Consider the following 12,805-nt stretch of genomic DNA (forward strand, 5'->3'; position numbering starts at 1 on the left):
GGGCTCAGCCAATCGGACCCGCGGCCACTGCGAGCACCGCCGACGTTGGACGACATCCGCCAGTCGGCACCGCAGCGATATCCGGATCAACTCCATTCAGACAACACTGAATCCCCAGCGGCGGTTCCTGGATGCTCGCCAGGAGCCGTTCGCCATCCACGATGGCCACCTAAGGCCCCACTCACCGCAGTCCGACCAGCTCTTCGCGACCCGAGAAGGCACCAGGCGCGGTCATACGGGCTGAGAGGCGGTCGCCACTGGACGACTACGAGTCTTCACGTGAGAGATCGACCGAGCAACCCACTGCGCCCACCGGCGAATGTACCGGGGACTCCGCCGCGTCACCCTGATTCGTATATTGCCGCCCTCATCCCAACGATCTCGCCCGCGAACGGTTCACTCGATCGATGGAATACTGATCCCATGCCCGACATCGAAATCAGGAGAGCCCGGCGCGACGACGTTGAGGCAATCGTCCGAATGCTCGCCGACGACCAGATCGGCGCCACCAGGGATTCGACCGACAACCTCGACCTGTACTTGCAAGCCTTCGACGCCATCACCGCGGATCCTAACCAACTGCTGATGGTCGCGGCCCTGGACGATGAACCGGTCGGGACCCTGCAACTCTCGATCATCCCCGGTCTCACTCGAAGCGGCGCCCTCCGCGGACAGGTCGAGGCCGTCCGTGTCCACCGCGATCACCGAAGCACCGGCCTGGGCGGCCACCTGATGCGATGGGCCATCGAGGAAGCCAAACGTCGCGACTGCGAGCTCGTCCAACTTACCTCCGACAAGAGACGCACCGAGGCGCACAAGTTCTACGAACGCCTCGGCTTCGTCGCCAGCCACACGGGCTTCAAGCTCAACCTCCAGTCCTCTCTATAGTCCACTTAGGACATATTTGGCCAGGTTTCGACGGTCCCCCGCGCCACAAACCCCGGACAACGACAAGCAAGTGTCACGAGGGGACCTTTCGCACCATGTTTTTCGTGCCAAGTCGTCGTGCCGTGCGTATGGTCGCCACCATGAACCACTCGGAGCCACCGAAGGCCAGCACTGAACAGCCCACCGAAAGAATCGACCCCACTTTCCTGCTACGCGCGATGCAAACCAACCTTGAGATGTTCGAGCAACTGCACCCGGACCAGCTCATGCAGATCACCAGAAGCGCGAGCTCAGAAATAGCACGCCTTCAGGCGCTACAGCTCCACTGCGTGGCCGGCCTGCGAAAGCGAAGATCGGACCGCCGCGAGCTCGCCGCCGAGCTAGCGCTGGTCCTGTGCATCACCGACAACCGGGCAGGCGCGATGATCTCCGCCGCAGAAGCCCTGACCAACCGCCTTCCACGTACGCTCCGCCTGATGGACAATGGGTCACTAGACCTCTATCGCGCCATGAAGGTCACCGACGGCACACTGTGGTTGACCGACCACAATGCCCGGCTCGTCGACATCGTCCTCGAGAAAAGAATTTCCGACAAGAACCCCACGCAGATCCGCAAGGCGACCGTTTACGCCGCCATGAAAGCCGACCCAGAAGGTGCAGCGAACCGCGCTATGCGGAGGCGGAGCGAACGCAAAGTCTCGCTTCACCAGCAGGACGACGGCGTCGCGACCCTGTCCGTCGACGCTGCTCCGGCGGAAAAGGTCAACGCCGCCTACCTGCGTATCGACAAGATCGCGCGCTCCCTCCAGACCGGTAACGAGAAACGTACTCTCGACCAGATCCGCACGGACGTCGCACTCGACCTACTGCTCACCGCCAAGGGCGGCACCAGCGAAAGCACGGAAGCCTATCTGTACGTCGATCTGCAGACCTACCTGGGCCTCAACAGCAACCCTGTCGAGCTGACTGGTCACGGCCACGTCCCAGCCGAGGTCGCTCGCCACATCGCGGCTGGGCCGAACACGACGCTGAGACGGCTGATCACCGACCCCCTCAACGGGCAAGTCATCGAAGTCGGCAGGTTTCGCTACCGCCCAAGTGCCGATGTCGACGAGTTCGCAAGAATTCGAGACCGCGAATGCCGTCACCCCGGCTGCTCAAGGCCGGCGCAGTCATGCGTGACGGAAAGCACCGCGGTGGAATCCGCCAAATCAGCTTCGGATACCGACAGCATATTGAGTTACTGCCTCCGACACAGGCACCTCAAGGACCGGGTCGATTGGGACTACCGCGTGCGCGCCGACGGAAAGCTCGTAGTCACTACACCGACCGGCCACTCTATCGAAAGCATCCCATCTCCGCTGCACGAGCAGCGTCCCAGTTCCGACGAGCTCGGCGAGACGAGGCTGGGCGCCTGATTGGCCGATCAACGCGTACTGGAAATCTTGGCGCTACCCAGCACGAGGTCACCGAGCTGGTCGTCCGGCCGATAAAGCACGACAACCTGCCCTGGCGCGACACCGCGTAATGGCTCGCGCAGTCGGATGCTGACTCGCTCACGGTCAGACTCGGCGATTGCTTCGGCGATGCCGCCGTGCGCGCGCACCTGAACAACGCACTCGGTCGGACCGTCGATGGCCTGTCCACTGGGCCAGATCGCCCGGTCGGCTTCGATTACATCGATACCGAGCCCAGTCGACGAGCCGACCTTTACCGTGCCCGAAACCGGCTCTAACGAGAGGACATACCGCGGCCGGCCGTCAGAGGCCGGAGCCTCGATGCCCAGCCCCTTGCGCTGTCCAACCGTGAACCCATGGACACCGGTGTGCTGCCCGAGCACAGCACCGGTGTCCGCGTCGACCAATTCTCCGGGCCGCTGACCGAGTCGATTCTCCAGGAACTTCTGTGTATCGCCGTCGGGGATGAAGCAAATGTCGTGACTGTCCGGCTTATTCGCAACGGAAAGCCCGCGCTGCTCAGCTTCTGCTCGCACCTCGGACTTCCAGGAGTTCCCGAGCGGAAACATGGCGTGGCTGAGCTGCTCCGGGGTCAGTGAAGCCAGCACATAGGACTGGTCTTTGCCCTCGTCCGCGCTGCGGCGAAGCTGCGGCTCGCCGTCGACCACGGCGAGTCGGGCGTAGTGGCCAGTCGCTACAGCATCGAAGCCGAGCGCCATCGCTTTCTCCAGCAGGGCCTCGAACTTGATCTTTTCGTTGCAGGTGACGCACGGGTTCGGGGTGCGGCCGGCGGCGTACTCGCCGACGAAGGTCTCGACAACCTCTTCGGTGAAGCGCTCGGCGAAGTCCCAGATGTAGAAGGGGATGCCCATGATGTCGGCGGCTCGACGAGCGTCGTGCGAATCCTCGACGGTGCAGCACCCGCGCGAACCGGTCCTCAGGGTGCCAGGTTTGGCGGACAGGGCCAGGTGCACGCCAACGACGTCGTGGCCGGCGTCGACCGCACGCGCGGCGGCGACGGCCGAATCCACTCCTCCGCTCATCGCGGCCAGTACCCGCATTGCTTACACCTCTTGCTTCTGGGTCTGCTTGCGCATGCCGGCGAGTCCCGCCTGCCGGGCTCGGGCGACGACCCCGCCGATCTCACGCGCGAGTGACGTCACATCGTCAAGTGTCGATGTGTGGCCAAGCGAAAATCGGAGGGAGCCCCGCGCGGCGGCTGCGTCGGCGCCCATGGCCAGCAGAACGTGGCTGGGCTGGGCGACGCCGGCGGTGCACGCGGAACCGGTGGAGCACTCGATTCCCTTGGCGTCCAGCAGCATCAGAAGGCTGTCGCCAGCCGAGCCGGGGAAGGTGAAATGGGCGTGGCCGGGCAACCGGGGACCGGAACCGCCGTTGAGGATGGCGTCCGGCACCTCGCGGAGGACAGCTTCGATCAGCTCATCACGGAGCTTTTCGACCCTGGCCGCGTACTCTTCGCGGGCCTCGACGCTCGCTCGGACCGCTACGGCGAAGCTGACGATCGCCGGGACGTCCAAAGTGCCGGAGCGGACGCTGCGCTCCTGGCCCCCGCCGTGCAGGACCGGGACGCAGGCGGTGTCGCGGCCGAGCAGAAGCGCGCCGACGCCGTACGGACCGCCGAGTTTGTGGCCGGTGAGGGTCAGCGCCGCTGTTCCGCTGGCCGCGAAGTCGACGGGGGTGGCGCCGACCGCCTGGACTGCATCGGTGTGCAGCGGGATGTCGAACTCCGAGCACACGCCGGCCAGTTCGGCGATGGGGTTGATGGTGCCGACCTCATTGTTCGCCCACATCACCGTGGCCAGGGCGACGGTCTCGGGTGCCGACTCGATGGCGGCGCGGAGGGTGTCCGGCGAGACCCGACCCTGGTCGTCGACCTCGAGCCAGGTGATCTCGGCGCCGCACTCGGCTTCGAGCCATTCGACGGTGTCCAGGACAGCGTGGTGCTCGACGGCACCGCACAGAATGCGGCGGCGCTCGGGCTGCTCGTTGTGGCGGGCCCAGAAGATGCCCTTGACCGCCAGGTTGTCACTCTCCGTGCCACCGGCGGTGAAGATCACCTCGGAGGGGCGAGCGCCCAGGGCCGCCGCGATCAGTTCTCGGGACTCCTCGACCACCCGGCGCGCTCGCCGTCCGGAGGAATGCAAGGCGGAGGCATTGCCCACGGTGGACAGTGCCTCGGTCATCGCCGCCACGGCTTCGGGCAACATCGGGGTGGTTGCCGCATGGTCGAGATAGGTCATCGCTTTCCCAGCGTAGTCCGCTCCAGCCGGTGACGAAGCCCACCCTGGTCACCGAAGTGGCCTGTCACACCTTCTGCGGCCAGCGGCTGGTCAGGCGGACACCCAGTGCGGCGAGCAGGACGAGAGCCGCGCCGAAGATCGTCATCGCCGTGGAGGGGTGGACGGCCGACGCGACCACGGCGAGGAGCACTCCGCCGAGGCCGATCAGGAGGGCCGAGCCGACCCAGTCCGCGAGCTGCAGGGCCGAGGTGGTGAAACCGCGTTCACCCTCGGGCGAGTACCTGAGCAGCAGGACCGAGATGGCCGGCATCGCGAGACCCATGCCCGCCCCGCCGACCGCGCAGACGACGAACGCGAGCCAGGCCGGGGACCAGGGCTGCGAGACCAGCGCGAAGCCGGCCAGACCCACGGCGACCAGGGCGAAGCCGGTGCGCAAGGAAGCTTCGCGGGACCAGTCGAGGAATCGGCCCTGCAACGCCGAACCCGCCGCCCAGCCCAGCGCGGTGATCGTCAGCGGAAGGCCGGCCAGAGCGGGTCCGTAGCCGTGGACGGTGCTCATGGTGAGGGGCAGGTAGGACTCCATGCCTGCGTAGGCCCCGGAAAGCAGGGCCCGGGAGGCGATGACGGTCGGTAGACCCGGACGAGCAGTCAACGTTCCGACGGGGAGGAGCTTCTTCAACGCGGCCGCCAAGGCGACCAGGCCGACGGCGCCGTAGGTGATGGCAGCCGGTGACGGATGCTGAGCCGCCCAGCTCAGGGCGGCCACGGCCAGCGCCGCGACCACGGCGGGAATCACCCCGGCGCGTCGGGCGGTGGCCGTCGGTACGTGCGCGGGCAGGCGACGAGCCACGACAATGAGCAGCGCCACCCCGATTGCGACCAGCGGGATCAGGCCGAGGAACACCCATCGCCAGCCGATGCTGACGGTGATCAGGCCCGCCACGGCCGGGCCGGTCACGGCGGGCAGGACCCAAGCCGCGGCGTTGGCGGCGTAGATCACCGGTCGTTCACGGTCGGTGAACGTCGCGGCGATCAGCAGCGCCACCGCGACCAGCAGGAATCCGGACCCGAGACCTTGCAGGGCGCGGCCGGCCAGCAACGCGGGCATACCGGTGGCCGTGCCGGCGACGAGCAAGCCGGTGGCGAAGAGCACCGGGCCGGCGATCAGGGCGGGACCCGGGCCGCGGCGGTCGCCCAGGCGACCGGACAGGACTGTGCCCACCACACTGGCGATCAGGGACGTGGTGAACGGCCAGGAGTAGAGCGCGAGGCCGTGCAGGTCCGCGACGAGGGTCGGCATCGCGGCGGCCACGCCCATGTTCTCGAACGCGACCAGGGTGACCACCAGTAGCAGGCCGATCGTGGTGAGCCGGTGTTCGCAGCTCCACAGGACGCTGCTTCGGGGCGAGGCGGTGGTCGTCCGGGGCACGACCGTCAGCCTGCAACCTCCAGTGCGGTGAAGGTCAAATGCCGGGTGGGGTCTCTTGGCGCCGGGTGGGGTCTCTTGGCGCCAGGCGCGATCCGCGCAGGAGCCGGGATGGGCGAGTTTCGGCCGGGTGAGCCAGGCGGATGGAATGCGTGGAGGGGTCAGCAGACGAGGTGAGCGAGGCGACCAAGGGGGTGTGGACGCGAGCAAAGGGGGAGAACGCGGGGTTCGCCTGTGGCGGGCAACGGGGCTCGCGCCGTGGCCGGAACGCGCCTCTTCAGCCGGGCGGCGCAGGTCAGAACTGATGCGAGGGGATTCGCCGTGCGACGACCAGACGAAGCGCCGGGACAGGACTGGATGAAACGGGGCCGAAGGTCGGGCATGAGCCGAATGGCGAGACCGGCAGCAACGAGTGTGGGCGGCGCGTCCGAAACTGGATGGAGAGCGAGGGCTTGCGGGCCGAGGCGGGCTCACGCCGTTCGGTGCACCGCGACCGGTTCCAGTCGCAGGTCGTGGGCGAGGGCGGCGGCCTGGCCGCGCGAGGTGACCTTCAGTTTCTCCAGCAGGTTGCGGACGTGGAACTTCACCGTGTGCTCGCTGAGCTGCAGGCGGTCCGCGATCTGGCGGTTGCGCAGGCCCTCCGAGATGCCCGCGAGCACTTCCAGCTCACGCGGGTTAAGCCGGTCCAGCGGACGCAGCTCCGGCGGTTCGGCGCTGGTCAGCGGCAGGACGGCGGTGATCGTCGCACCCCAGCCCGGGACCGTGTCGACCTCCCAGTGGCCGTTGAGGGGGGTGATGCGCTCGGTGAGGCCGGGGTCGACCACGACGTCGGGGACGTCCGGGCTGTCGTCGCGGACGGTGATGCGGAGGGCTGGGCCGTCGAAGCGCCAGGAGGCTCGGACGCGCGTCGTGCCGGGGCGGTCGAGCGCGGCGATGACCAGGCCACGCGTCACCGTGCGGGCGGTGTGCGCGATGTCCTGCGGCAGCCGGCGGTCCTCGCTCGGTTCGACCAGGTCGACGGCGACGTCGGCGTGGCCGACGATGGGCGCGAGTTGCTCCGACAGCACCGCGAAGGCGGCGCGAGCGGACTCGGCCGACAGCGTTTGGTCGCGCTTCGTCACCGCGCGCAGATCGACCAGCGCGCGAGCGGCCAGGTCGGTTGCCGTCTGACGGGCGGCGCGGTCGCCGAGCCGACCGGAGCGGAGCACTGAAAGCAGCGCGACGAGCGTCGCCGCGTGGGTTTGACCGAGGTCCGTCACGGTCTGGGCACGGGCAGCCGACGCGGCGAGATTGGTGGCGAGCACCTCCGGACCCGGGTCGGCCGCCCGCTGGCCGGCATCCGTGCTGGACAAGTCCCACAGCCGGGCGGCCAGACCGAGGTCGCGGGCCGGTCTGACGTCACCCTCCGGGACCACCACCAGCACCGCCCCGTTGCCGACGACCGGCCGCGAGGTCAGCAGGACGAGCGTCCGCTCGACCCCGGCCAGCACACCTTCGACGACCACTGCCTCACCCGCGACGCCCAGGTCGGCGAGGTGCTCCAGCTCAACGCTGGTGACGGCGTCGGTGATGGTCGTATCGCCGGTGACCTTGAACGGGCTGCGCGTGCAGTCGCCGGTCTGCATGGCCGCCGCCCGGTGCGGCAGCACGGCCGCGAGCTCGCGCGAGAACCGCGGCAGCAACTCGGGCCGGGGTGCCGTGATCAGGCGCGTGACGACGTCCAGCACGTGGGCCGGATCGGACCAGGATTCGTCCATGCGTTCACAGTAGGACCGGACGGGGTCCTCCCGGCTACCCGTCCGGCTAGTGAACCCTGCTCGTCCGAGCGGTTCGGACGGGGGTGAGGAACAGTTGACTCCAGGCAGGACGTTCGATCGAAGCGTCCTGAACCGAAGGAGAACACGAACCCATGCAAGCCATCACCTTCACCGAGTACGGCGGACCGGAAGTCCTGCGGCTGAGCGAAGTGCCGACGCCCGAGCCGGGCCCCGGCCAGGTCCGCGTCGCCGTCCGCGCGGTCGGCGTGAACCCCATCGACTGGAAGATCCTCAGCGGCGGCATGAGCGAGGACGAGAAGCCCGACGGTGAGCAGATCCCGGGCCTGGAGGTGGCGGGAGTCGTCGACGCGGTCGGTGACGGCGCGTCCTTCGCGGTCGGCGACGAGGTCTTCGGCTGGGCGGCCACCGGCGCGTACGCCGAGTACGTGCTGGCCGAGGAGGTCGCGCACAAGCCATCGGGCCTTTCCTGGGCGGACGCCGCCGCGTTGCCGGTGGCCGGCGAGACTGCGTTGCGGGTGCTCGACCTGCTCGGCGTCAAGTCCGGGGAGGTGCTCCTGATCCACGGTGCGAGCGGCGCCGTCGGACGTTTCGCCACGCAGGCGGCCGTCTCCCTCGGCGCAACCGTGCTTGGCACCGCCGGCCAGCGCAGCCTCGACGAGGTCAAGGCGCTCGGCGCGATCCCGGTCCTCTACGGCGAGGGCTGGCCCGAGCGCGTCCGCGAGGCGACGGACCGGGCCATCGACGCCGTCTTCGACGCTTCCGGCCACGGCGTGCTGCCGGCCTCCGTCGAGCTGGTCGGCTCCCAGGAGCGGGTGGTGACCATCGCGGACGCGGCCGCGTTCCAGCTCGGCCTGACGTTCTCCGCCGGCGGCGACGGACCGCGCACGGACGCGCTGGCCAAGATCCAGGAGCACGTCCAGCGGGGTCTGAAGATCGCCCAGGGGAAGAGCTACCCGCTGGCCGACGCGGCCGACGCCCTGCGCGAAAGTCAGAACGGGCACCCGGGCGGGAAGATCACCCTCGCCGTTTCCTGACCACGCCCAGGTCAGTACCGGTTTGCCCGGCCGAACGAGGAGTCGGCCGGGCGGCGCCGGCAGCCATCGCCCGTGCAGGGTTGCGTCAGGCGCGGCGGGACAGGGCGCGCAGGAGAAGTAGGCACGCCGGCAGTCGAACCGCAGGACAGTCCGCAGTTCGGAGGACGCGAGTCCTGCCGAGCAGGTTCACCAGGCCGGACGGAGCCGGCTAGGGGGTCACCGACGCAGCCGTGGAGACCGGCTCAGCGGCGGCGGAAACTTTCAGCGCAACCGTGCGACCGGCAGCCGAGCCGGGTGTCGCCGTCCGGCGGCGACGCTGGGACGGAATGCGAACCGTGCCGAGGGCCGAGTGCACCGAAGCCTCCGCCAGCTCGGCGAGCGAACGGCGGTCCTCGGCCCGGCCAGGGGCGATTTCCGGGCAGATGCGGACCTCCAGGACCAGTCCCCGCAGCGCGGCCACTCGGCGCAGCGACGCCACGAGCGACTCCGGGCCGACGAACGCCGGGCGGCTGGTCTCGCGGCCGTCCGCCAGGCGGTAGCGCAGGGCGATCGGGCGGACGGGCACGCCGCCGTCGATGGCGGCCTGGAAGGTGGCCGTGGTGAAGCGGCCGGAGGCCAGGCCGCACCAGGTGGTGCCTTCCGGGGTGACGTTGACGAGCGAGCCGGAACGCAGGGCGCCGGCGAGTTCCGCCATCGTGGCGGTCAGGGTCCGCAGGCGGTTGCGGTCCAGGAAGATGCTGCCGCCCCGGCGGACCAGCGGGCCCAGCACCGGCCAGGTGCCGATCTCGATCTTCGCCAGGGCGCGCATCGGACGCAGGGCGTTGATCGCGACGATGTCCAGCCACGAGATGTGGTTGTTGACCACCAGCGCGCCCCGGCCCGCGGGCGCGGCGAGGAAGTCGGCCCCGCCGCGCACCCTCAGCTTCACCCCGAAAGACCGCAGCACGGACCGGAAGATGGTGCGCACCAAGCGTTCCCGGCCGCGCCCGCGCAGCACGAGCAGCAGCGGCGCCGTCAGCAGGGCCGCCAGCACGACGAAGATCGCGCAGCCGAACCGCAGCACGCGGCGCGGGAAGGCGACCGTCGGGCCGTCCTCGGTCAGGCAGCCGTCGCCGCACGGCGACGTCGGCATCCAGGCGTGGCTCACGACTGGGCCCCAAGGAAGAACTTGAGGTACCGCTCGTCCATCTGGTGCAGGTCGAGCAGCACGAAGAAGTCCGCGACGCCGAAGTCGGCGTCGAGCGCGGGCGGGCCGCAGACCTTCGCGCCCAGCCGCAGGTAGCCCTTGATCAACGGCGGCAGCACCGCGCGGTCCGGGCGCAGGACACCCTCCACCGGCCACGGGCGCAGCGGGGACACGCGAGTGGCCTCGTCCGAATAGTGCTTGGCGCGCACCAGATCCCACACCCCCGCGGCGTGACTTCCGTTGCCGCTCAGCGGGACGGAGGCGCAACCGGCGAGGTACCGGTGCCCCGAAAGCAGCATGTAGCGCGCGATGCCGGCCCACACCAGGCCGACGACGGCGCCGCTGCGGTGGTCCGGGTGCACGCAGGAGCGGCCGGTCTCGACGAGCGACGGGCGCAGGCCGGTGAGCGCGGTCAGGTCGAATTCGCCGTCGGAGTAGAGGCTTCCGGCCTGCACGGCGCGCTCCGGCGGCAGCATCCGGTAGCAGCCGACGATCTCGCCGTTCCGGTCGTCACGCACCACGAGGTGGTCGCAGAACTCGTCGAAGTGGTCGACATCGAGACCGGGCCTCGGGGAGTTGAGCTGGGCGCCCATTTCCTCGGCGAAGACCTGGTACCGCAACTTCTGCGCGGCGACCACTTCCTGGTTTTCGTGGGCGACGAGGAGGGAGTAGCGCGGCGCGTCGGCCGGAAGCTCGGCACCGGCCCGATCAGTGCTGACGAGGAGCTGTGACGACGTCATGGTCAAGGTGTACCCGCCGCCCGGAAACCGCGGAGAGAGCGAATCAGTGACCGATCAGTGCACGTTGAGTTAATTGAGGGTTTTCCCACCCGGCGGGTGAACGCCGAAGGCCGCCAGGGCGGACCCTGGCGGCCTTCGGAGCGGGAAGAACGTCAGCCCTTGCGCTTGTCGACCGCCTCGGTCAGCTGCGGCGAGACGTTGAACAGGTCGCCCACGATGCCGAAGTCGGCGATCTCGAAGATCGGGGCTTCGGCGTCCTTGTTGACGGCGATGATCGTCTTGGACGTCTGCATGCCGGCGCGGTGCTGGATCGCGCCGGAGATGCCGAGCGCGATGTACAGCTGCGGCGACACGGTCTTGCCGGTCTGGCCCACCTGGAACTGCGCCGGGTAGTAGCCGGAGTCGACCGCCGCGCGCGAGGCGCCGACGGCCGCGCCGAGCGAGTCGGCCAGCTTCTCCACGACGTCGAACTTCTCCGCCGAACCGACGCCACGACCACCGGAGACGACGATCGACGCCTCGGTCAGCTCGGGCCGGTCGCCGCCGACGATCGGCTCGATGCCGGTCACCTTGGCCGACTTCGCCGCGTCCTGCTCGGGGATCTCCACGGTCTCTTCCGCCGCCGCACCCTCGGCCGACTCGGCCTCGACCGCGCCGGGGCGCACCGAGATCACCGGGGAACCCTTGGCGGACTTGGACTTCACCGAGAACGCGCCACCGAAGATGGACTGGTCCACGGAGCCGTCGGCGTTCACGCCCACGGCGTCGTAGAGCAGGCCGGAGCCGAGCCGGACGGCGACGCGAGCGGCCACCTCCTTGCCCTCGGCGCTGGCCGCGACGAGCACGGCCGCCGGCGAGACCTGCTCGGCGAGCTTCGCCAGCACGTCCACCTTCGGCGTCACCAGGAAGCCGGTGGCGGCGTCGCCCTCGGCGACGTACACCTTCGCGGCGCCGTGGCCCGCGAGCGCGGTCTTGGCCTTGGCCGCGGTGCCGGTCGGGCCCACCACCACGGCGGAGGGCTCACCCAGCGCGCGGGCCGCGGTCAGCAGTTCGAGCGTGACCTTCTTGACATCGCCGTCGACGTGGTCGACGAGGACGAGTACTTCAGCCATTTCTGCGATCCTCCTCGGAAACCGTGGCTCAGATGAGCTTCTGCGCGACCAGGTACTCGGCGACCTTGGTGCCGCCGTCGCCCTCGTCCTCGGCCTTCTCCCCCGCGGTGCGGGGCGGCTTCGGGGAGGACTCGACCACGCTGGACCACGCGTTGGCGAGGCCGACCTCGCCCGCGTCGACGCCCAGGTCGGCGATGGTCAGCGTCTCGACTGGCTTCTTCTTCGCGGCCATGATGCCCTTGAAGGACGGGTAACGCGGCTCGTTGATCTTCTCGCCGACGCTGACCAGCGCGGGCAGGCTCGCCTCGATGTGGGTGATGCCGTCCTCGGTCTCGCGGTCGGCCTTCACGGTGGTGCCCTCGATGGTGAGCTGGCGCACGTAGGTCAGCTGCGGCAGGCCGAGCAGCTCGGCCAGGATCGCCGGCACGGCACCGCCGCGGCCGTCGGAGGCCTCGTTGCCGGTGATGATCAGGTCGTAGCCTTCGACCTTGCCGATCGCGGCGGCCAGCACCTTGGCGGTGGCGATGGCGTCGGAGCCGTGCAGCGCCTCGTCGGAAACGTGGACGGCCTTGTCGGCGCCCATGGACAGCGCCTTGCGGATCGCGTCGGTGGCGCGGTCGGGACCGACGGAGATCACCGTGACCTCGCCCTCGCCGGCTTCCTTGATCTTCAGAGCCTCTTCGACGGCCTTCTCGTTGATCTCGTCGAGCACGGCGTCGGCTGATTCACGGTCAAGGGTGTTGTCGGCACCGGAGAGCTTCCGCTCCGAGTAGGTGTCCGGTACCTGCTTGACCAGGACAACGATGTTCGTCATGGGTCTTCTTCGACCTCCCGGTAGGGGACGGCCTCCGGCCGCGGGACAGTGCTCTACTGGCCAGTAGATTAGGGCCATTCGAGCGGCAGGACCCCTTGAGGTGACCGCA

The 12,805-nt window shown here is 69.1% G+C and carries 11 protein-coding genes; 3 read left to right on the forward strand and 8 right to left on the reverse strand.

Annotated features, from left to right (window positions below):
- Nucleotides 1-423 precede the first annotated feature (423 nt).
- Both NYF13_RS32905 and NYF13_RS32910 read left to right on the forward strand, forming a co-directional pair.
- Entirely contained in the window at nt 424-888 is a 465-nt protein-coding gene (locus NYF13_RS32905) for a GNAT family N-acetyltransferase (RefSeq protein WP_315661823.1), read from the forward strand.
- A 140-nt stretch (nt 889-1,028) separates the two neighbouring features.
- Nucleotides 1,029-2,306 carry a DUF222 domain-containing protein gene (locus NYF13_RS32910; RefSeq protein ID WP_315661824.1) on the forward strand — a complete coding sequence of 426 codons (1,278 nt, stop codon included), beginning with the start codon at nt 1,029-1,031 and terminating at the stop codon, nt 2,304-2,306.
- An 8-nt stretch (nt 2,307-2,314) separates the two neighbouring features.
- Here NYF13_RS32910 and mnmA read toward each other — a convergent pair whose 3' ends face one another.
- From mnmA to NYF13_RS32930, 4 genes are all read right to left on the reverse strand, one after another.
- Complete coding sequence (gene mnmA / locus NYF13_RS32915; RefSeq protein WP_315661825.1) at nt 2,315-3,406, reverse strand: tRNA 2-thiouridine(34) synthase MnmA; 1,092 nt, start codon at nt 3,404-3,406, stop codon at nt 2,315-2,317.
- A 3-nt stretch (nt 3,407-3,409) separates the two neighbouring features.
- Nucleotides 3,410-4,606: a cysteine desulfurase family protein gene (locus NYF13_RS32920; RefSeq protein WP_315661826.1), complete on the reverse strand. Its 1,197-nt coding sequence runs from the start codon at nt 4,604-4,606 to the stop codon at nt 3,410-3,412.
- Nucleotides 4,607-4,670: 64 nt separating this feature from the next.
- The gene (locus NYF13_RS32925) at nt 4,671-6,035 is read right to left on the reverse strand and encodes an MFS transporter (protein ID WP_315661827.1); all 1,365 of its coding nucleotides are present in this window, start codon (nt 6,033-6,035) and stop codon (nt 4,671-4,673) included.
- A 467-nt stretch (nt 6,036-6,502) separates the two neighbouring features.
- Nucleotides 6,503-7,789, reverse strand: a complete 1,287-nt coding sequence (locus NYF13_RS32930; protein WP_315661828.1) for a helix-turn-helix transcriptional regulator — start codon at nt 7,787-7,789, stop codon at nt 6,503-6,505.
- Nucleotides 7,790-7,941: 152 nt separating this feature from the next.
- On the opposite strand from NYF13_RS32930, the gene NYF13_RS32935 reads away from it, so the two are divergent.
- On the forward strand, nt 7,942-8,844 hold the full coding sequence (locus tag NYF13_RS32935) for an NADP-dependent oxidoreductase (RefSeq protein ID WP_315661829.1): 903 nt from the start codon (nt 7,942-7,944) through the stop codon (nt 8,842-8,844).
- 208 nt (nt 8,845-9,052) lie between these two features.
- Here NYF13_RS32935 and NYF13_RS32940 read toward each other — a convergent pair whose 3' ends face one another.
- The 4 genes from NYF13_RS32940 to NYF13_RS32955 form a co-directional block, all read right to left on the reverse strand.
- Nucleotides 9,053-9,991, reverse strand: a complete 939-nt coding sequence (locus tag NYF13_RS32940) for a lysophospholipid acyltransferase family protein (RefSeq protein ID WP_315661830.1) — start codon at nt 9,989-9,991, stop codon at nt 9,053-9,055.
- Nucleotides 9,988-10,770: a GNAT family N-acyltransferase gene (locus tag NYF13_RS32945; protein WP_315661831.1), complete on the reverse strand. Its 783-nt coding sequence runs from the start codon at nt 10,768-10,770 to the stop codon at nt 9,988-9,990. Before NYF13_RS32945 ends, NYF13_RS32940 begins: the two co-directional genes overlap by 4 nt.
- A 152-nt stretch (nt 10,771-10,922) precedes the next feature.
- Complete coding sequence (locus NYF13_RS32950) at nt 10,923-11,882, reverse strand: electron transfer flavoprotein subunit alpha/FixB family protein (RefSeq protein ID WP_315661832.1); 960 nt, start codon at nt 11,880-11,882, stop codon at nt 10,923-10,925.
- 28 nt (nt 11,883-11,910) lie between these two features.
- On the reverse strand, nt 11,911-12,696 hold the full coding sequence (locus NYF13_RS32955; RefSeq protein WP_315661833.1) for an electron transfer flavoprotein subunit beta/FixA family protein: 786 nt from the start codon (nt 12,694-12,696) through the stop codon (nt 11,911-11,913).
- Nucleotides 12,697-12,805 lie beyond the last annotated feature (109 nt).

Source organism: Amycolatopsis sp. PS_44_ISF1 (assembly GCF_032335455.1).
GTDB lineage: Bacteria > Actinomycetota > Actinomycetes > Mycobacteriales > Pseudonocardiaceae > Amycolatopsis.

Excerpts from the sequence above, each read along its gene's own strand:
- NYF13_RS32930 (WP_315661828.1), bottom strand. The coding sequence starts at position 7,789 with ATGGACGAATCCTGGTCCGATCCGGCCCACGTGCTGGACGTCGTCACG.
- NYF13_RS32945 (WP_315661831.1), bottom strand. The coding sequence starts at position 10,770 with ATGACGTCGTCACAGCTCCTCGTCAGCACTGATCGGGCCGGTGCCGAG.
- NYF13_RS32950 (WP_315661832.1), bottom strand. The coding sequence starts at position 11,882 with ATGGCTGAAGTACTCGTCCTCGTCGACCACGTCGACGGCGATGTCAAG.
- NYF13_RS32910 (WP_315661824.1), top strand. The coding sequence starts at position 1,029 with ATGAACCACTCGGAGCCACCGAAGGCCAGCACTGAACAGCCCACCGAA.
- NYF13_RS32955 (WP_315661833.1), bottom strand. The coding sequence starts at position 12,696 with ATGACGAACATCGTTGTCCTGGTCAAGCAGGTACCGGACACCTACTCG.
- NYF13_RS32905 (WP_315661823.1), top strand. The coding sequence starts at position 424 with ATGCCCGACATCGAAATCAGGAGAGCCCGGCGCGACGACGTTGAGGCA.
- NYF13_RS32920 (WP_315661826.1), bottom strand. The coding sequence starts at position 4,606 with ATGACCTATCTCGACCATGCGGCAACCACCCCGATGTTGCCCGAAGCC.
- mnmA (WP_315661825.1), bottom strand. The coding sequence starts at position 3,406 with ATGCGGGTACTGGCCGCGATGAGCGGAGGAGTGGATTCGGCCGTCGCC.
- NYF13_RS32935 (WP_315661829.1), top strand. The coding sequence starts at position 7,942 with ATGCAAGCCATCACCTTCACCGAGTACGGCGGACCGGAAGTCCTGCGG.